General features: G+C 71.6%; 15 protein-coding genes. 6 read left to right on the top strand and 9 right to left on the bottom strand.

From position 1 onward, the window contains the following. The first annotated feature begins 17 nt into the window (after positions 1 to 17). Together entS and AB0B96_RS22540 are read left to right on the top strand one after the other, a co-directional pair. The gene (gene entS, locus AB0B96_RS22545; protein ID WP_362901443.1) at positions 18 to 1,325 is read left to right on the top strand and encodes an enterobactin transporter EntS; all 1,308 of its coding nucleotides are present in this window, start codon (positions 18 to 20) and stop codon (positions 1,323 to 1,325) included. Positions 1,326 to 1,506: 181 nt separating this feature from the next. Next, a complete protein-coding gene (locus tag AB0B96_RS22540) occupies positions 1,507 to 1,935 on the top strand; it encodes a hypothetical protein (protein ID WP_362901441.1) in 429 nt (142 codons plus the stop codon). Positions 1,936 to 2,059: 124 nt separating this feature from the next. Here the strand turns inward: AB0B96_RS22540 and AB0B96_RS22535 are convergent, their stop codons facing one another. The 3 genes from AB0B96_RS22535 to AB0B96_RS22525 form a co-directional block, all read right to left on the bottom strand. After that, on the bottom strand, positions 2,060 to 5,728 hold the full coding sequence (locus AB0B96_RS22535) for an amino acid adenylation domain-containing protein (protein WP_362901439.1): 3,669 nt from the start codon (positions 5,726 to 5,728) through the stop codon (positions 2,060 to 2,062). Between the two features lie 149 nt (positions 5,729 to 5,877). Beyond that, entirely contained in the window at positions 5,878 to 6,906 is a 1,029-nt protein-coding gene (locus AB0B96_RS22530) for an iron chelate uptake ABC transporter family permease subunit (protein WP_362901437.1), read from the bottom strand. Beyond that, the gene (locus AB0B96_RS22525) at positions 6,903 to 7,922 is read right to left on the bottom strand and encodes an iron chelate uptake ABC transporter family permease subunit (RefSeq protein ID WP_362901435.1); all 1,020 of its coding nucleotides are present in this window, start codon (positions 7,920 to 7,922) and stop codon (positions 6,903 to 6,905) included. Before AB0B96_RS22525 ends, AB0B96_RS22530 begins: the two co-directional genes overlap by 4 nt. A gap of 173 nt (positions 7,923 to 8,095) precedes the next feature. On the opposite strand from AB0B96_RS22525, the gene AB0B96_RS22520 reads away from it, so the two are divergent. Next, complete coding sequence (locus AB0B96_RS22520; protein ID WP_350947273.1) at positions 8,096 to 8,737, top strand: response regulator transcription factor; 642 nt, start codon at positions 8,096 to 8,098, stop codon at positions 8,735 to 8,737. Between the two features lie 150 nt (positions 8,738 to 8,887). Here AB0B96_RS22520 and AB0B96_RS22515 read toward each other — a convergent pair whose 3' ends face one another. The 5 genes from AB0B96_RS22515 to AB0B96_RS22495 all read right to left on the bottom strand — a co-directional run bounded on the left by AB0B96_RS22515 (position 8,888) and on the right by AB0B96_RS22495 (position 13,456). After that, complete coding sequence (locus tag AB0B96_RS22515) at positions 8,888 to 9,706, bottom strand: maleylpyruvate isomerase family mycothiol-dependent enzyme (protein WP_362901520.1); 819 nt, start codon at positions 9,704 to 9,706, stop codon at positions 8,888 to 8,890. Continuing rightward, positions 9,588 to 10,292: a hypothetical protein gene (locus tag AB0B96_RS22510; RefSeq protein WP_362901433.1), complete on the bottom strand. Its 705-nt coding sequence runs from the start codon at positions 10,290 to 10,292 to the stop codon at positions 9,588 to 9,590. Before AB0B96_RS22510 ends, AB0B96_RS22515 begins: the two co-directional genes overlap by 119 nt. A 497-nt stretch (positions 10,293 to 10,789) precedes the next feature. Continuing rightward, positions 10,790 to 12,193: a helix-turn-helix transcriptional regulator gene (locus AB0B96_RS22505; protein WP_362901431.1), complete on the bottom strand. Its 1,404-nt coding sequence runs from the start codon at positions 12,191 to 12,193 to the stop codon at positions 10,790 to 10,792. 270 nt (positions 12,194 to 12,463) lie between these two features. Beyond that, complete coding sequence (locus AB0B96_RS22500; protein ID WP_350947270.1) at positions 12,464 to 12,892, bottom strand: nitroreductase family deazaflavin-dependent oxidoreductase; 429 nt, start codon at positions 12,890 to 12,892, stop codon at positions 12,464 to 12,466. Between the two features lie 147 nt (positions 12,893 to 13,039). Continuing rightward, positions 13,040 to 13,456 (bottom strand): helix-turn-helix domain-containing protein, encoded by a 417-nt coding sequence (locus tag AB0B96_RS22495; protein WP_362901428.1) that lies wholly within the window; start codon positions 13,454 to 13,456, stop codon positions 13,040 to 13,042. Between the two features lie 115 nt (positions 13,457 to 13,571). Between AB0B96_RS22495 and AB0B96_RS22490 the strand changes: the two genes are divergently transcribed. After that, positions 13,572 to 14,429, top strand: coding sequence for an NAD(P)H-binding protein (locus AB0B96_RS22490; protein ID WP_362901426.1), 858 nt, complete (start codon positions 13,572 to 13,574; stop codon positions 14,427 to 14,429). Between the two features lie 93 nt (positions 14,430 to 14,522). Here the strand turns inward: AB0B96_RS22490 and AB0B96_RS22485 are convergent, their stop codons facing one another. Next, on the bottom strand, positions 14,523 to 15,977 hold the full coding sequence (locus tag AB0B96_RS22485; RefSeq protein WP_362901424.1) for a PLP-dependent aminotransferase family protein: 1,455 nt from the start codon (positions 15,975 to 15,977) through the stop codon (positions 14,523 to 14,525). Between the two features lie 46 nt (positions 15,978 to 16,023). Between AB0B96_RS22485 and AB0B96_RS22480 the strand changes: the two genes are divergently transcribed. Both AB0B96_RS22480 and AB0B96_RS22475 read left to right on the top strand, forming a co-directional pair. Then, a complete protein-coding gene (locus tag AB0B96_RS22480) occupies positions 16,024 to 17,445 on the top strand; it encodes an MFS transporter (protein WP_362901422.1) in 1,422 nt (473 codons plus the stop codon). 67 nt (positions 17,446 to 17,512) lie between these two features. Next, on the top strand, positions 17,513 to 18,088 hold the full coding sequence (locus AB0B96_RS22475; RefSeq protein WP_362901518.1) for a dihydrofolate reductase family protein: 576 nt from the start codon (positions 17,513 to 17,515) through the stop codon (positions 18,086 to 18,088). Positions 18,089 to 18,103 lie beyond the last annotated feature (15 nt).

The raw sequence follows: 18,103 nt of genomic DNA, 5'->3' as shown, positions 1-18,103 counted from the left end.
CTTATCCACTGTGTTCGGTGAGGAGAACCCCGAAGATGCTGCGCCGTCTGGCCATGGACATCAGCCCGCTCCGGACCAGCAGAGCCTTCCGCGACGTGTTCGTGGCGCGCACCGTGTCGGTCTTCGGGATCGGCATGCTGATGGTCGGGGTACCCGTGCAGGTCTACGCGATGACCGGATCGACCGTGCACGTCGGCGCGGTCTCCTCGGCCGAGGGCTTCGCGCTGCTCGCGGGATTCCTGTGGGGCGGCGTGCTCGCCGACCGGCACGACCGGCGCCGGTTGATGCTCCTCGCGCGCACCGCCGCCGGTATCGGCTTCGCGCTGCTGATGCTGAACGCCTTCCTGCCCTCCCCCTCGCTCGCGGCGATCTACGTGCTCGCCGCCTGGGACGGGCTCGCGACCGGCGTCAGCGTGACCGCGCTGCTCGCCGCGACCCCCGCCCTCGTTCCTCCCGACAAGCTGGTCGCGGCGGGCGCGCTCAACGCGCTGACCGTACGGCTCGGTTCGATGCTCTCCCCCGCGCTCGGCGGCCTGACCGTGTCGGCGTTCGGCGTCGGGTGGAACTACGCGGCAGCGGCCGTGGGAACGCTCGCCACCCTCGGCCTGCTGACGAGGTTGCCCGCGCTCAGACCGGCCGTCGAGGTCACGGAGAACCCGCTCAGAGCGATCGGCTCGGGGCTGCGGTTCGTGGCCTCGCACCGCGTGGTCGGCTCGCTCATGCTGCTCGGCCTGCTGTTCATGGTGGCGGGCGGTATCCCGGTGCTCATGCCCGCGTTCGCCACCCTGCGGCTGGGCGGCGGCCCGGCCACGATCGGCCTGCTCTACGCCGCGCCCGCCTGCGGCGCGGTGCTCGGCTCGGTCACCAGTGGCTGGGCCGGACGGTCACGTGCGCCGGGCAAGGCGCTGCTCGTCGCCTCGGTCTGCGGCTTCGCGCTGCTCGCCTGCCTCGGGCTCGCGACCCACCCGGCGTTCGCCGTCGCGATCCTCTTCGGGTACGGCCTCGTCGCGTCCGTCGAGGAGATCCTCCGCTACGGCCTCATCCAGGCGCACACCCCCGACGGTTACCTCGGACGGGTGAACGCCCTGTGGGCCGCCCAGGAGACCGGCGGCGAGGCCGTCGGCGCGCTCGGCGCGGGCGTCCTCGGCCGCTACCTCGCACCCGGCACCGCGATCGTCGTGTACGGCGCGGCCAGCGCCGCCCTCGCCCTCGGCCTCGCCCTCACGCTCACCGGCCTGCGCGGCGCGACCCTGAAGACCGACCCGCAGGACACCGAACCGGGAAAGGCCCGGTCCGGGGACGCCGAGCCGCGCCGGCCGGGGTGAGAACCGTCCAGGCAAAGGCACCGCGAAGAAACGACTGGAAAAACGACCGCTCTTGCCAGATCGTGAGAAGCGACAGCAAACCCCTCATGTCCCGTGCCGACGCAGGACCGCCGGTGACGCCCGCCCGACGAACCACGGCCCGGCCTCTGGGGGAAACCGCAGGAACGACGAGAGGAAGAACATGGCTCAGACGACCGCCGCCCTCCTGCTGCTCGTCGCCCTGACCGGCGGCACCGCACCGGCGCAGTCCGGCCTGACCCCGGCGGAAACGCCAACGGTCGCCCTCGCACCGGTTTCGGCCGCCGCCCCGGCGACGGGCGCCGTCGCGCGAGGGAGGGCCACCGGTCCGAACCTCCGAGCGTGTTACGACGGAAGGTGCAAGCTCACCATCTCGAAGGCGGTGCGGTTCCGGGTCAGCCCTCGATTCGGCGTCACCCGGCTGTCCGTCTCCTTCGGCCGGGATTTCGTGCGGGTGCGGGCCACCGGTCCCGGTGTCACCTCGCAGGCGGTGCTCGGCCTCCGTTCGACGGGGTCGGTCAACGGCATCGGCGTACGGGTGGTCTCGCTCTCCCGGAACAAGGCGGTGCTGAGGCTTTCCCCCGTCCGCTGACCGCGACGACCATCCCCTCCGCTCGCGAGCGGAGGGGATGGTCGCACCGGAGGCGCGGTCCCGGGCGACCGGCACCGGTTACCGCGCCCCCGGGCGGTCATATCTCGCCTGGGGGCGCGGACCGTCAGCCGGACTCCCTCACGCCCAGGCGCTCGGTGAGCTCGTCCTCGGACATGTCCTCGACCATGAGCCAGATCTCGGCGACCGCCTCCAGCCTGCCGGGGACCTCCTCCATCTCGACGAACCGGCGGGCGACGCGCGACACGGTCCGCTCGGTGAACAGCGCCCGCAGCGGGAGCGAGGAGGCGTCGAGTGCCTCGCGCAGTCGTGCGATGACGGTGGTGGCCAGCACCGAGTCACCGCCGAGCGCGAAGATGTCGTCGTGCGCGCCGACCCTCGGCACGCCGAGCACCTCGCCGACGACCCGGGCGAGCACCCGCTCCAGCGCCGTGCCCGGCGCCGTGTAGGGCGTGCCCGTCTCCCCTGCCGCCGCTGCGACGAGGGCGGCGAGCGCTTTGCGGTCCACCTTGTTGTTCGCGGTGAGCGGGAGCGCCGCCAGGGGCACCAGGAGGTCGGGAACCATGTGCGGGGGCAGCAGTTTTCGCACGTGGGCGAGCAGTTCCCGTGTCGCGCTCTCCTCGGGCCCCGCCTTTCCCTGCCCGGTCTTCTCCAGGCCCGCCCCTTCCCGCCCCGTCTCCTCCGTCCTTGCCTTCTCCTGCCCCGTCCTCCGCGGCTCCGCCTCCTGGTCCGCCTCCCCGGCGAGCACGACCGCGGCGGCCAGGCGCGAGTCGGCGAGGAACGCGACGGCGCGGCGCACCCGGGGGTGGCTCTCCAACGCGGTCTCGACCTCGCCGAGTTCGATCCGGAACCCGCGCACCTTCACCTGGTGGTCGCGCCGTCCCAGGAACTCCAGCGTGCCGTCGGGCCGGTAGCGGGCCATGTCCCCGGTCCGGTACCAGCGGATGCCCTCGTGGACGACGAACCGGTCGGCGGTGCGCTCGGCGTCGCCGCTGTAGCCGTCCGCGACCCCCGCGCCGCCGATCCACAGCTCGCCCTGCGCCCAGTCGGGGCGGTCGTGCCCGGCCTCGTCGACGACCCGGCAGGCCACCCCACGCAACGGGACGCCGTACGGGACCGATGTCCAGTCCGCGGGCACCTCGCCGTCGACCTCGATCACGGTCGAGTGGATGGCGGTCTCCGTCGTACCGCCGAGCGCGACGAACCGTGCCCCCGGCGAGCGTTCCCGCAGCAGCGCGGGCAGGTGCGTGCCGACCCGGTCGCCGCCGAGCAGCACCAGCCGCAGGCTGGGCGCGGGGCCGGTGCGCAGCAGCATCTCCAGCACCGACGGCACGCAGTTCAGCACGGTCACCGACCACCGCTCGACCAGATCGGCCCAGCGAGTGGCGTCGCGACGGTCGTCCTCCAGCGGGATCGCCACGGCGCCGCCGGCCGACCACAGAGCGAACAGGTCGAACACCGACAGGTCGAAGTCGAGGGCCGACACGGCGAGCGACACGTCCGCCTCGCCGACCGAGAACCGCTCGACCAGATCGCCGATCGTGTTCATCGCGGCCCGGTGCGAGACCTCGACGCCCTTGGGCTCCCCGGTGGAGCCGGAGGTGAACAGCACGTAGCCGACCTGGTCGGGCGGGACGGGCACCGGCCCGTCCAGCGGCGCGGGGTGCGTCACGGCCGAGGTGAGCGAGACCACGACCCCGGCCGTCCTGAGGATCCTCTCCCGCCGGACGGCGGGCTGCCCCGTTCCGACGGGCACGTACGCGGCCCCGGCCGCCAGCACGCCGAGCACCGCCACGGCCTGGTCCGGCCCCTTGGGCAGCTCGACCGAGACCCGGTCACCCGGCCGCACCCCTCGCTCCACGAGATGGGCGGCGACGCGCAGGGCACGGTCGGCCAGCTCGCCGTACGTGAGCGTGCCGCCATCGCCACCGACGTCGTCGGCGCCACGAGTGCCGCCCGTGCCATCGCCGCCCCAGTGCAGCGCGGGGAGGCCGGGGGTGCGGCGCGCCCGCGCGAAGAACTCCTCGTGCAGCGTCCGCGCGGGCGGCGGCGGCTGGGCGTTGAGCTCGTGCCGCAGGCGCACCTGGTGCGGCGAGGCTCCGATGCGCAGCGGCTCACTCCAGTCGGCGTCCGGCGCGCCCAGGCGGGTGATCGCCCCCATGTAGGCGGCGAACATCGCGTCGGCGACGCCTTCGGGGAAGGCGGGGTCGCGTACGTCCCAGTTCAGCAGCAGTCCGCCGGAGACCTCGGTGACCTGGGCGTCCAGGAGCACCTGCGGCCCCTGCGAGATGATCCACCCCGGCTCTCCGAAGCTGCGCCGCGCCCGGTCGCCGAACAGCTCGCCGAGGTTGAGCGCGCTGGTGTAGACGATCGGCGCGAGCACCTGCTCGCCCCGCGACCTCGACAGGTCCCGCAGCACCTCCAGGCCGGAGTAGTCGCTGTGCTCACCGGCCGTGTGCATCAGCGTCTGAACCTCGCGGGCGCGCTCGGTGAACGGCAGTTCCCTCGACAGGTCGGCCTCAAGCAGGATGGAGCCGGTGAAGTCTCCGACCACGGCGTCCACGTCGGGGTGGATCGGCTCGCGGTGGAACAGCGGCAGGTTCAGCAGGAAGCGCGGGGTCGCCGACCAGGCGCCCATCACCTCGGCGAAGACGGCGGCGAGCGCCATCGCGGGGGTGACGCCCTCGCGGTGGGCGCGGGCGATGAGCCGCCGCCTGTCCTCGGGAGGCAGCCAGTGGTGCTTGCGGACGACGCGGTCGCCCGGTTGCGGCACGACCGGCAGCTCGGGTGGCCCGGACATCTCGCCGAGCCGCTCACCCCACCAGCGCCGGTCGCGGTCGCGTGCCTCGGCGCGCGGGTCGGCGGCGAGGTAGCGCGCGTAGCCGTAGCCGATCGGCGGCAGGTTCTCGCCCTCGTACAGCGCCGCGAGGTCGGCCAGCAGCGTGCGGTAGCTCATCGCGTCGGCGGCGACCATGTCGACGTCCAGATGCAGCCGCGTCGCGCCGGAAGGCAGCAGGCTCAGCCGCACGTCGAAGACCCGGCCCGTCTCGATGGGGAGCCGCTGGGTGGACATCTCGGCGCGCAGCCGTTCCAGCTTTTCTGCGGGATCCGGCACGGCGCGCAGGTCGTGCACCGTGACGGCGGGGCCCGGCCGCTCCGGCAGGATGCGCTGGGTTCCCTCGTCGGAGATCGCGACCCTCAGCATCGGATGCCGCTCGGCGAGTGCCACGACGGCCGCCTCCAACCGGGCGGGGTCGATCTCGCGGCCGTCGAGTTCCACGTAGAGGTGCGCGGCGACGGAGCCGAGCGACTGGCCGGAGTCCCGGCCGATCCAGTAGGCGTGCTGCATGAGCGCGAGAGGGAACGGCCCGTCAGGTTCCGCGTCCTCCCGTTCCGCGGCAGGGGCGGGAACGCCGTCGAGGGCGGCACCGGAGCCGAACCTGGAGCCGTAGCCGGACTCGATCCCGGAATCCGAAGCGGAACCGGCCTTGGTCCCGGGAGCGGACCCGGAAACAGACTCGGAAGCGGAGTTCGGGGACGGAAGCGGGTGCGGCGCGATGGCGCCGCGCTCGGCGAGCAGTTCCCACCACTCGGCCAGCGTGGGCCGCCGCGCGAGTTCGGCGAAGCCGACCTCGACTCCAAGGCGGCGCAGGCGGCCGGTCAGTCCCATCAGCTGGATCGAGTCCATGCCCAGCTCGATGAGATTGTCGTGTGCCTCCACCCGCTCTCCGAGCAGGTCCGTCAGCGAACGGCGCAGTTCTTCCCTGGTCAGCACGAAGCTCCCCTTAAGTCAGGTAAGGCTAACCTAATTTAGAGGCGTTCGGCCGTCAACGCGCGTCTCATCACGACTCGCGGATCCAGGACGCGCGGCCTCTCCGAGCGCCACGGCCCTCAGCACGCCGTCACCTCGAAACACCCGGCCGCTCACGCCCGTCCTCGCACTCCCTCGGTCGAGAGCAGCCAGACCAGATAGACGCCGCCGAGGACCCCGGTGACCACGCCGACCGGCACCGCGACCGGCAGGTGCAACGTCACCAGGTCGCTGAGCACGAGCAGCGTCGCGCCCATCAGCGCGGCCGGTACGAGCTGCGTACCGGGCTTGCGGGTGAGTCCGCGCGCCAGTTGCGGCGCGGCGAGCGCGACGAACGGGACCGGCCCCACCGCCGCGGTCGCCACCGCCACCAGCCCCACCCCGATCACCACGAGCGCGGCCCGCGTCCGCTGGACGGGCACGCCGAGCGCCTGGGCCGCGTCGTCCCCGAGCTCTCCCATGCGCAGCCGGCCCCCGAAGGCCAGCGCGGCCGGTACGAGGACGGCCATCGCCAGGGCGAGTGGCCACGCGTGCTGCCACCCCCTGCCGTTCAGGCTGCCGGTGAGCCAGAACGCCGCCTCGTACGCCTCGCGCAACTCGGCGCGGGTGACGAGATAGGCGTTGAACGCCTCGAGCATCGCGGCTGCGGCGACCCCGACCAGGACCAGCCGGTAACCGTGCACCCCGCCCCGGTAGGCGACCAGGTAGACGGCGAGCGCGGTCAGCACCGCGCCGAGAACGGAGCCGGCCGCGACGGCGACGGCGCCGCCACCGATGACCAGGATCTGCAGCAGCGCGCCGGTCGCCGACCCCGTCGTGAACCCGATGATGTCCGGGCTGCCCAGCGGGTTGCGCGTGATGCTCTGGAAGACGGCCCCGCTCAGGCCGAGCGCCGCGCCGGCGAGCAGGCCGGTGAGCGCCCTGGGCAGGCGCAACGTGAGCACGATGAACTCCGTGGCCCGCTCCCCCCGACCGGTCAGCGCCCCCACCACCTCGGCGGCGGAGACGGGGAAGTCACCGCTGCCGACCACCGCCACCGCCGTCCCCAGCGCGAGGGCCACCAGCGCGGCACACACCACGACGACGCGCGGCTCCCATCGCAGGGACATCGTCCCGACGCGCAGGACACGATTCGTGCTCACAGCTGCGGAACCCTTCCGCGACGGACCATCAGTGCCAGGAGGGGAGCGCCGAGGAACGCGGTGACGAGGCCCGTCTCCAGTTCGCCGGGCGCAGCGACCACGCGCCCCAGGACGTCGGCGGCGAGCATCAGCACCGGCGCCAGCAGCAGCGAGTACGGCAGCACCCAGCGCTGGTCGGGGCCGACCAGCGCCCTGACCATGAAGGGCACCGCCAGCCCGACGAACGCGATCGGGCCCACCGCCGCCGTGGCGGCACCGCACAGCATCACGATCGCGAGCGCCCCCAGCGCGCGGGTCCTGCCCGGCCTGGCACCCAGCGCGCGCCCGGCGTCCTCCCCCAGGGCGAGGGCGTTGAGCGGGCGCGCCAGGAGAAGCGCCAGCACCGTTCCCGCCAGCAGGAACGGGCCGATCCGCACGAAGAGGGCGAGGTCACGCCCGGACAGCGAGCCCACCTGCCAGAAGCGGAAGCCGTTGAAGCTGCGCGGGCTGAGCAGCATCATCCCCGCCGTCAGCGAGCTGAACACCGCGTTGATCCCGGCGCCCGCGAGGACGAGCCGCGCGGGTGTGGCGCCGGAACGGCCGCGCGCCCCGATCAGGTAGACGAGCAGCGCGGCTCCGGCGGCTCCGAGGAACGCCGCCCACACGTAGACGAGGACGTCGTCCACCCGGAAGAGGCCGATCACCGTCACGACCGCCACCGCGGCGCCGCCGTTGACACCGAGCAGTCCCGGCTCGGCCAGCGGGTTGCGGGTCAGCGCCTGCATGAGCGCGCCCGCCAGTCCGAGCGCCGCCCCGACGGCGACCCCGAGCAGGGTGCGCGGCAGCCGCAACTCCTGGATGATCAGCGCGTTCTCCGAGCCGTCCGGGGAGAACACTCCGGCCAATGCCTGGCCTGGCGGGATGTGCTTGGCGCCGATCACGATTCCGGCCAGCACGGCGAGCAGCAGCAGGCCGCCCAGCAGGAACAGACCGGCGAGCCTTTTGGCGAGGTACGCGCTCTTTACGGGAGGAGGCACGCGATTAAAGTTAGCCTAACCTAACTCAGGTGGCGAGGGAAAGATCCCGCTCCCCGGGGAGCCCGGCCGGTGACCCGCGAGATCGTACGGCGGCGGCGCTGAGGACCCGCTGAGGATCCGCTGAGGACCTAGGTCCCTACAGGCGAGGTCGTGAGAGGACTACCATCCGAGGCATGATTCGCGTGTTCCTGGTCGACGATCACGAAGTGGTACGGCGGGGCGTGGCCGCGCTGCTGGAGTCCGAGGGCGACATCGAGGTGATCGGCGAGGCGGGGACCGCCGAGTCGGCGGTGGCCCGCATTCCGGCGCTGCGGCCCGACGTCGCCGTCCTGGACGTACGCCTGCCCGACGGCAACGGGGTGGACGTGTGCCGGGAGGTCCGCTCCAGGGTCCCGGATCTGGCCTGTCTGATGCTCACCTCCTTCGCCGACGACGACGCCCTGTTCAACGCGGTGATGGCGGGCGCGTCCGGCTACGTGCTCAAGCAGATCCACGGCTCGGATCTGGTGGGCGCCGTGCGTACGGTGGCGGGCGGCCAGTCGCTGCTCGACCCGCAGACGACCTCGGCCATGCTGGCGCGGCTGCGCGAGCAGGCCGCCCGCAAGGACCCCCTGGAGGCGCTGACGGACCAGGAGCGGCACATCCTGGAACTCATCGGCGAGGGCCTGACCAACCGGCAGATCGGCGAGCGGATGCACCTCGCCGAGAAGACCGTCAAGAACTACGTCTCCAACATGCTGTCCAAGCTCAGCATGGAGCGCCGCACCCAGGCGGCGGCCTTGTCGGCGCGGCTGAAGTCCCGCAGGCAGGATTGACAGGATCTCCGCCCGACGCCGAGGTCACCGGCATCGGGCGGATCGTCACCGCTTCGGTCGTCGCCACCACTCCGGTCGCGCGGGACGCTCCACCCCGGCCGGGTGCCACGCCGTTCGGGTGTCTCGGTGACGAAGGACCCGCCGTGCGGGTTACCGGACGACCGCGAGGAGAGTGGTGGCGGCCGAGGTGAGGCCGAGGTCGCCGCGTGTGCCCGAGCGTCGTCGCGCCTCCTCGACGGTGATTCCCCGGCCGGCGAGACGCCAGAGCACATCCTGATCCATCGTGACGTGCGCGACGGGTTCGTCCACCGTGTCGCCAGGAGCCATCTGCCATCGACCGGCCTGTCGTGCGACAAACCAGACACCGCCCGCCGAGCCGGTGACGTCGAATCGCATGACCGTGCCCTCGGGACGGGTCTCGGCCCGCAGGGTGTGGGGCAGCGCGCGCAGGAACGTGTCGATGACGGGGCCCAGCAGATCCGGGTCGTCGGCGCCCGGGCGGGAGACGGCATCGCGTATCTGCTGCTGGTGGACCCAGAACTCCGTGTATTCGCGGGCGATGTCGAGCCAGGCGGGACTGGTCAGATCGGTGGCGGCCCAGGACACGTTCAGATCGGCGGGGGCGTCCAAGTTGCGGACCGACCACAGGGCGTCGAGCTCGGGGCCCAGGTGGGCCAGCAGCTCGATCATCACCTGCGGGCTGCATTGACGAAACGCCCGGACGAACTCCTCGTTGACACGTGCCAGGTAGGCGGGCAACGTCTCATCGTCGGCGAAAACGGCGCCGCGGTACCCGTCCCGACCGCCCGAGAGCCGACGCAGGTAGTCGTTGAGGACGTGTCCGACGACGTCATGGACATTCCACCCCGGGCAGACCGTCGGCCGCTCCCAGTCCTGCGGATCCAGTGATCCGAGCAGGTCGAGCAGCGCGCGACGTTCGCGTGGGAACAGAGGCCGGGTGTCGATCACGGGACCGAAGATCGTCATGCCGTGACAGTGAACCGTCTCGGCACGACACCTGGCCACAGGTTTTCGCGCCGAGGGCTTCGAGCAGGTTCTCGGCCTCGTCGGGGGCGACCCCGTCGAGCACCGTACCGAGGTGGGCGGCGAGCGCCTCGGTCGCGCTCGCGCCGACGAACACGCCGCCGTCGGTCATGGGGAACGCGATCCCGGCCGCGTTCGCGTCGCCCGGTGCGGCCAGGTAGTCGCTCTCGACCACCCAGGAACGTTCCAACGCCTCGTCCCTGCGGCGCGTCACCAGCCACCGGTTCGGCACGGCGGGCACCCGCGTCTTCCCGTCCTCCTGGACGAGCCGGGTCAGCGCGTCCGGAAGCGACCAGTGCAGGTGCACTCCCGGCCCGAGCAGGAAGTCCTGCCTCTCGAAGGGGTCCGGGAGGATCTCCTCGCTGATGTACGGGGTTCCCGGCCGGACGTCCCGTTTCGTCATGAGATCGACATACGGCAACCGGGTGAAATCCACCGGCTCGACGACTCCGACCTCGTCCTTCGAATAGAGCGCCGCCAGACGCACCGGAACCACGAGCACATCAGCCATTACGCCCCTCTCGCCCCACCATCAGACCGACCGCCACACAATAACGATATGTGCGACATTCCAGGAAGGCCGAATTTCGGGGCTGTAACACGGAGAGAGTTTATCCGCAATTACCGAGAAGCCTCATTCACCTATCCAACTCCGAGGACCTGAGCCCGCGACACGTCTCGCCACCCCCCTGAGCTGCATTGACAATTCAGTGTCACCGATTTTTACGGATCCGCCATTCGCCGATCCACCCTCTACCCATTCATCCACTACAAAAGAGACGAAAGGCCGACCCGCCTTTTATTGCCACTTTTTTCGCACGGCGTTACGCATCGCCCCGCGGTTCACCTTCGAGCCCGCCGCCCAGGGCATGACAAAGCCCTCGCACCCCATTTCGCGAACGCGCCGGAAATCCCGGCGAACGAGGCGCACCCGCCCATGCGTCATCGACGCGCGCCCACCCCAAAGAGGCCGGAGGGGCACGGCGTCAATGCGTCAGGGCGAAAACGTCACCCGGCTCTCGACTCGTGCGACACCCCGAGGTGCGCGGGGATCGCCGGACTCGCCGGGATCGCCACCTCACGCCACTTCGAACCGGACGGTGCTTCCGTGCGTGGACCGATCCCCACCGTTTCGAGCGCCCTGCGATAGGCGTTCATCTGCTCCTCGGCCGCCCCGGCCCGGCCCCAGAGGTCACCGATCTCACGCCAGAGCCTGGCCGACTCCCGGTCGACGACGGGAGCCCCGGAGGCGTCCGGATCGGTGAGCAGCTCCTGCGCCTTCACCAGTGCCGGGCCCCCGTTTTTGGAGCGTGCCAGAGCCAGTTCGGCCAAAACCACGTGTGCCATCGCCGGCACCGTCCCCCGCACGTCGGCGAGCAGGCCGAGAGCCTGCTCGGCCAGACCGGTGGCGGCCTCCACGTCCCCGGAGCGCAGCCGCACGCGGGAGAGCACGACCAGGCCACGGGCGTGCTCGATCGTCCCGGCCGACAGGCGCGAGAGAATCTCGACCGCCGAGGCGGCGAACTCACCCGCCCGGTCGAGGTCGGCGTCCTCGGGACGCACGGTGGCGATCCATGCCCAGCGCATCGCGCTCTGGACGTGGCGGATGGCCATCCGCGCGGGCCGGCCCGCGGCGACGGCCTCCGCCGCGAGCCGCGCGGCGAGCGACGAGTCCTCCTCCTCCGCCGCGGCCGTACTGGCCCGCCACAGGCTGAGAACCTCCGAGTCGCGGTCAACGGCGTCGGGCAGCGGGGAGATCGCCAGCACGCGCTCGACGTACGCGAAGTCGATCTCGGTCTCGGCGAGCACCGCGGCGAGGTCGAGGGCGAGCTCGCCCCGGTCGAGCCCGAACCGCTCGGCCTGGGCCAGGGCCTCCAGCCCGAGATCCCGGGCACGCATCGTGTCACCGGCACGGTGGTAGCAGCGGCAGAGCGCCACGGCGACGGGAAGGACGGCGAGACGCTCGGGATGCGTCACGGCCTCGTGGCGAAGCCGCTCGTAGACCTCGACCGCCCCCGCCGTGTCCCCCTGGGCCTCCAGCGCGCGAGCATGACCGAAACGCGCCTGCGCCGCGAGCACGGCGCTGTCGTCACTCGCCGCCTTGGCCGTGTCGGCGAAGAGCTCGGCCGCGGCGGCCGGGTCCCCGTGACACAGTTCGAGTTCGGCCTGACGCAGGGCGAGCCCGGTGTCTACGCGCTGGTGCGGCTCGATCCCGTGGAGGAGGAACTCCATGCCGCAGCCGAGCCGGTCGGCGAGCAGGCGCGTGACGACCGGTGTGGGGGTCCGTTTTCCTGACTCGATGAGCGAAACATAACTGTCAGACAGGTCTGGCCCGGCCAACTGCGCCTGGGACATGTGCCTGCTCAACCGCAATCCGCGGATGCGGTCACCGATGGTTGCTTGACCGGCCATCACCAGAGCCGTTCCGTCGGCGGCACGATAAGATCCACGCCCCACTCCTTACGCACGGTTTACTGTCAATTACAGTAGATCGTACTGCTCTTCCTGGCTAGCGGAGCCGTAGCAACTGACCGTTTCGCACAGGTTTCGCAGCGAGTGTCACCGGGGCGAGCGGCACGCCCGCTCGCCCCGGTGCCGGCTCGGTCGAGATCGCACACCGCGCACTCCACGTGACAACCACCCCGACGAGGCCGCCCGGCGGTGCGCACACCGGATCAAGCCTCAGGCACGGGTGAGAATCACCACCGGGATGTCGCGAGCCGTCTTGCGCCGGTAGTCGGCGTACTCGCCGTGGATTCCCACCATCTGCTCCCACAGGGCGGCCTTCTCCCGCGCGGTCGCGGTCCGCGCGACGGCGGTGAACACCTCGGCCTGCACCTGCACCTCGACCTGCGGCAGAGCCACCACGTTGTGGTACCACAGCGGGTGCTCGTCGGCCCCGCCGTTGGAGGCGACGACCACGTAGGCGTCGCCGTCGCGACCGTAGATGAGCGGGGTGCGCCGCTTCAGCCCAGACCTGCGCCCGACGGTGGTGAGCAGCAGGGTGGGCCTGCCGTAGTAGAGGTGCCCCTCCGCGCCGTTCGACTCGACATAGGTGCGAAGGTGCGCGGAGACCCAGTCGGTGGGGGAATCAATGATCTTGTCGCTCATGCCGGACACGCTATCGACCCTCGGCGACATTTCTTGATCCACGCTTCCGGCCGCACACCGATCCGGCCTCGCCCTCCTCGCCGCCTCGTTCCGCGATGAGGGTCGCCGGCCGCCGGACCGACGCGCACGACGCGACGGGGGGCCCGCCTACGTCGTCCGGTGATCGCCTCTGGCCTGGTCGTGACGCGCACGGGCCTCCATCACCGCGGGCATCTCACCCTCCAGCCATTCGATGAGGTCGAGCAGGCGCGTGGCCGCCTGGGCACCGAGCGGCGTGAGACTGTACTCGACCTTCGGGGGGATGGTCGGCTCGGCCTCGCGGTGGACCAGGCCGTCGCGCTCCAGTGCCTGCAGGGTCTGGGCGAGCATCTTCTCGCTCACTCCGTCGACCCGGCGGCGCAGGGCGTTGAAGCGGTAGGTCCCCTCGTGGAGCGCGACCATGACCAGGATGCCCCAGCGGCCGGTGATGTGCTCCATCGTCTCGCGCGAGACGCATCCGCGCATGAAGACGTCGAAGGTGAGCTGACTGAACTCGTCCTGCGGGATCGCGACCCGGTCGTCCATCCTTCCACCCTACTTTCTCGCCACACCACCCCAAAGAGAGTACTAACTTTTAGTTGGCGCTATCTATTAGTTAGTACTAACCTGGCGGCGAACCCTTCGAGCGAGGAGAAGTGAAATGATCGTTGTCACCGGTGCCACCGGCCGGCTCGGCCGCCTGGTGGTGGACGGACTGCTGGAGAGCGTGCCCGCCGACCATGTCGTGGCCGCCGTGCGGAATCCCGGCAAGGCGGCCGATCTGGCCGCGCGCGGCGTCAAGATCAAGGAGGCCGACTACGAGCGGCCGGAGACGCTCAAGGGAGTCTTCGCGCCCGGCGACACGGTCCTGTTCATCTCCGGCGACGCCGTCGGACGACGACTCGGACAACACCGCGCCGTGGTGGACGCCGCCAGAGCGGCCGAGGTCGCCCGCATCGTCTACACCAGCGTGCTGCACGCCGACACCACGCCCCTCGCACTGGCCGCCGACCACCGAGGCACCGAGGAACACATCCGCGCCTCCGGGATCCCGTTCACCTTCCTGCGCAACGGCTTCTACACCGAGGTCTACGCGGCGTCCGTCCTTCAGGGCGTCGAGCACGGTGTGATCTTCGGCGCCGCCGGTGAGGGCCGCGTCGCCGGCGCGGCCCGAGCTGACTTCGCGGCCGCGGCCGTCGCCGTGCTCACCCGCGAGGAGGACGGCGACAAGATCTACGAACTCTCCGGCGACACCGCGTGGAGCCTGCCCGAACTGGCCGCCGAGGTGTCGGCGGCCACCGGCAGGCCGGTCGTCTACCAGGACCTGCCGCACGCCGACTACCGCCAGGCGCTGATCGACGCGGGCCTGCCCGAGCCGGCGGCGACCATGTACGCCGACATCGACCTCGACATCGTCCGCGGAGCCCTCTCCCCCACCCCGGGCGAGCTCAGCGCCCTCATCGGCCGCCCCACCACACCGCTGCGCGAGTCGGTGGCCGCCATCCTCAGGGAGGCGTGAGCCCTCGCGACGAAGCCGCCGTTCCGACGTGGGCGGTGGGTCCTGCGAGAAGACGGCACCGGCACCGTTGAGCCATCGGGGCCTTCCGGAGGCTCAACAACCCCGCAGCAGGTCCGCGACGGTGGCGATGCCGTCGGAGACGGCGTCCGAGGTCAGGTTGCCGAATCCGAGGACGAGCCGCGCGGGAGACGGCCGCCCTTCCGGGGGACCGAGGAGATAACCACTCATCCCGTACAACCCAACGGACCGGCGGCGGGCGGCCTCGACCACGGCACGCTCGTCCGCGCCCGGCGGCAACTGGGCGACCGCGTGGAAACCGGCGGCCAGCCCGCGCAGCTCGACCTCGGGCGCGTGCCGACCCAGCACCTCGACGAGGGCCGCGCGCCGGGCGGCGTAACGTGGCCGCATATGGCGCAGGTGGCGGTCGTATTGACCTGAGCTCAACAGATCGGCGAGCGCGAGCTGGTCGAAGGCCGGCGAGCCCCGGTCGGCGAACCGCTTCTGGTCCGCGACGTCGGCGGACAGGCGAGGCGGGCAGAGGATCCATCCGAGACGCAGAGCCGGGGCGAGCGACTTGCTCACCGAACCGATGAGCGCCACCCGGTCGGGGGCGAGTCCCTGCAGGGCACCGACCGGTTCGCGGTCGTAGCGGAACTCGGCGTCGTAGTCGTCCTCGACGATCGTCGCGTCGCGGGCGACGGCCCAGGCGATCAGCGCCTGTCTCCGGTCGGGAGCCAGTACGACACCGGTGGGCGACTGATGTGCGGGGGTGAGGAGCACGGCGCGCGCACCGGAGGTCGCGAGCGTGCCGACGTCGATACCGCGCTCGTCGACGGGCACCGCGACGAGGTCGAAACCCAGCGCCGTGGCGACGGCGCGGCAGTCGGGGTCACCGGGATCCTCCACGGCCACGACGCGCACCCCCTCCCCCGCCAACACCCGCAGAACGAGTTGCAGTCCCTGCGCGTACCCCGCGCACACGACGGTGTGGGACGGGTCGGCGGCCGCGGCGCGGACCCGCCGCAGGTAGGCGGCGAGCACATCGCGCAGCACCGGGTCACCGTAAGGATCGCCGTAGCCGAGCAGGTCACCGGGCGCATCGCGGCAGGCGCGCCGCAGGGCCCGGCTCCACCGCTCGCGGGGGAAGCTCGACAGGTCGGGCACACCGGGCCGGAAGTCGATCCGAACGGGCCCGGTGAACGCGGTGGACTCGGGCGGCAAGGAGAGGGAGGACGGCACGGCGGGCACGGGCTGTGGCTCGGCCACCGGCGGGCGGGCCTCGGCCGCCACGCGGGTGGCCGAGCCGCCACGTGTGACGAGGTAGCCCTCGGCCTGTAGCTGCGCGTAGCACTCGGTCACCAGGCCTCGGGAGACGCCGAGGTCGCGGGCCAGGACGCGTGAGGAGGGGAGCCGCTCCCCTGCTGCCAGCCGGCCGGCGCGGATGCTCTCGCGCAGCGCGCGTTCGAGCTGCACACGCAGTGGTTCCGGCCGGTTCCTGTCGACACGCAACAGGAGTTCGGGCCCCGAACCGGTCCACTCGATCGACATGAAAGCGGACCTTACCGCTGAGCCGGTTCCGCTCTAGGGTCGGCCCATGGATCACCAGAAGGGCGCCTCCGCGGAGACTCCCGGCGGCATGGGGCCCGCGGGGAGCGACGGGGAGACCCGCAGGAGCGGCAGGGATCTCCAGAGGGTCTGCGAGGAGACATCGAAGGACGCGGGAAAGAGGCCGCGGGACGGCACCGGCATCCTGAACCGCCCGATGGTCCTGTTGCTGACCGCCTCGCTCGGTGCCCTCGGCGGCTTCTACCTGCTGGCGCCCGTCGTCCCCCTGTACGCGGCCACATCCGGCGCGGGCGGTGTGGGAGCGGGCCTGTCGACCGGCGCCATGATGCTGGGGACCGTGCTGACGGAGTTCGCGGTGCCCGCGCTGCTGCGTGCGCACGGCTACCGGACGGTCATGGGACTGGGCCTGTTCCTGCTCGGAGCACCCGCCCTCCTGTTGCCCGCGTCGGCGTCGATGCCCCCGCTGCTGGGGATCTGCCTGGCACGGGGTGCCGGGCTCGGGCTCGTGGTGGTGGCCGGTGCGGCCCTGATCGCCGAACTGGTTCCCGCCGATCGGCGCGGCGAGGGACTGGGACTGTACGGGGTGGCCGTCGGGGTCCCCTCCATCGCCTGCCTGCCGCTGGGACTCTGGCTGAGCGAGCACGTCGGCTACGGGCCCGTCTTCGCCGCAGGGGCGGCGCTGTCACTGCTCGCGCTGGCCGCCGTTCCCGGTCTGCCCTCCCGTCGAGCGCGGCCCCAGCGGCACGAGGAGGGGCACGAGGGCAACGGCCGAACTCGGCGCGGGCCCGCCGTCCTCCGCGACGGCGGGATCGCCAGGCCCGCGCTCGTCTTCGCCCTGGTGACACCGGCGGCCGGTGTCCTGCTCACCTTCCTCCCGCTGGCCGCACCGGGGCGGTCACGCGATCTGGTCGCGGTGGCCCTGCTCGTGCAGTCCTGTGCCACGCCGTTCGCGCGCTGGGCGGCGGGCCGGTACGGCGACCGCCACGGTTCCGCCCGTCTGCTGGCCCCCGCCGTCCTGGCCGCCGCTCTCGGCACGGCCGGGCTCTTCTGGGTGGACAACCCTGTCGCGATGATCGTCGGCATGGGGCTCTTCGGGGCGGGATACGGCATGGCCCAGAACGCGACCCTGGCGCTGATGTTCGAGCGTGCCCCCGAATCCGCCTTCGGCCAGGTGAGCGCGACCTGGAACCTCGCCTACGACGCCGGGCTCGGCGTCGGCGCGGTCGGGTTCGGGTTTTTGGCAGGACCGGTGGGCTACCCTGCGGGATTCGCCGTCACCGCCGGCGTGCTGCTCACCGCACTCGCACCCGCCCTGTACGACCGGGCGAGGCACATCCCGGTGAAAAAACACGAGACACGACGACATGACCCGCGTCAGGAGAGCGATGACCTCCCGCCCGCCACGGGAGACACGCGTCCATCGGCGAGGGTTTCAACACCCGAGCCCTGACGACCAAGGCGTGACAACGGGGGCCCGGCGACACGGGTTCCGGCGACAAAGGGGAAATCTCGTGGGAATGGTTCTGCTGAACATCACGATGTCGATCGACGGCTTCGTCGCCGGCCCCGACGTCAGCGTCGAGCGCCCCATGGGTGAGGGCGGCGAACGGCTCCACGAATGGCTGTTCAACGACGACGCCGACCGGGAGGTGGACGCCGGGGTGCATCGGGACCTGTCCGCCTCGACGGGTGCGGTGGTGTTGGGCAGGCGGACCTTCGACGTGGGCGTGGGCCTGTGGAAGGACACACCGTTCCCCAAGCCGTCCTTCGTGCTCACCCACGAGGATCGGGAGGAGCTGCCCATGACGAGCGGGACCTTCACCTTCGTCTCCGACGGCCTCGAGAGCGCGATCCGGCGGGCTCGGGAGGCGGCGAGGGAGAAGAACGTCCTCGTGATGGGCGGGGCGGACATCGCCGAACAGCTCGTGAGAGCCGGACTCGTGGACGAGATCCAGCTCCAGCTCGCACCGATGCTGCTCGGGACGGGCGTCCGGCTCTTCGACCGTCTGGCCGGTGACCACGTCGAACTGGAGAGGACCTTTGTGGCCGGGTCGGCACGCGTCACGCATCTGCGGTTCCGCGTGCTGAGATAAAGGAGGGCGCCGCTG

The sequence above is a fragment of the Streptosporangium sp. NPDC049046 genome (assembly GCF_040649155.1).
In the GTDB taxonomy this organism is placed as follows: Bacteria; Actinomycetota; Actinomycetes; order Streptosporangiales; family Streptosporangiaceae; genus Streptosporangium.
This window is presented reverse-complemented; position numbering and strand designations above follow the sequence as displayed.

Excerpts from the sequence above, each read along its gene's own strand:
- AB0B96_RS22500 (WP_350947270.1), bottom strand. The coding sequence starts at position 12,892 with ATGAGCGACAAGATCATTGATTCCCCCACCGACTGGGTCTCCGCGCAC.
- AB0B96_RS22485 (WP_362901424.1), bottom strand. The coding sequence starts at position 15,977 with ATGTCGATCGAGTGGACCGGTTCGGGGCCCGAACTCCTGTTGCGTGTC.
- AB0B96_RS22520 (WP_350947273.1), top strand. The coding sequence starts at position 8,096 with ATGATTCGCGTGTTCCTGGTCGACGATCACGAAGTGGTACGGCGGGGC.
- AB0B96_RS22510 (WP_362901433.1), bottom strand. The coding sequence starts at position 10,292 with ATGGCTGATGTGCTCGTGGTTCCGGTGCGTCTGGCGGCGCTCTATTCG.
- AB0B96_RS22495 (WP_362901428.1), bottom strand. The coding sequence starts at position 13,456 with ATGGACGACCGGGTCGCGATCCCGCAGGACGAGTTCAGTCAGCTCACC.
- AB0B96_RS22490 (WP_362901426.1), top strand. The coding sequence starts at position 13,572 with ATGATCGTTGTCACCGGTGCCACCGGCCGGCTCGGCCGCCTGGTGGTG.
- AB0B96_RS22475 (WP_362901518.1), top strand. The coding sequence starts at position 17,513 with ATGGTTCTGCTGAACATCACGATGTCGATCGACGGCTTCGTCGCCGGC.
- AB0B96_RS22480 (WP_362901422.1), top strand. The coding sequence starts at position 16,024 with ATGGATCACCAGAAGGGCGCCTCCGCGGAGACTCCCGGCGGCATGGGG.
- AB0B96_RS22540 (WP_362901441.1), top strand. The coding sequence starts at position 1,507 with ATGGCTCAGACGACCGCCGCCCTCCTGCTGCTCGTCGCCCTGACCGGC.
- AB0B96_RS22505 (WP_362901431.1), bottom strand. The coding sequence starts at position 12,193 with ATGGCCGGTCAAGCAACCATCGGTGACCGCATCCGCGGATTGCGGTTG.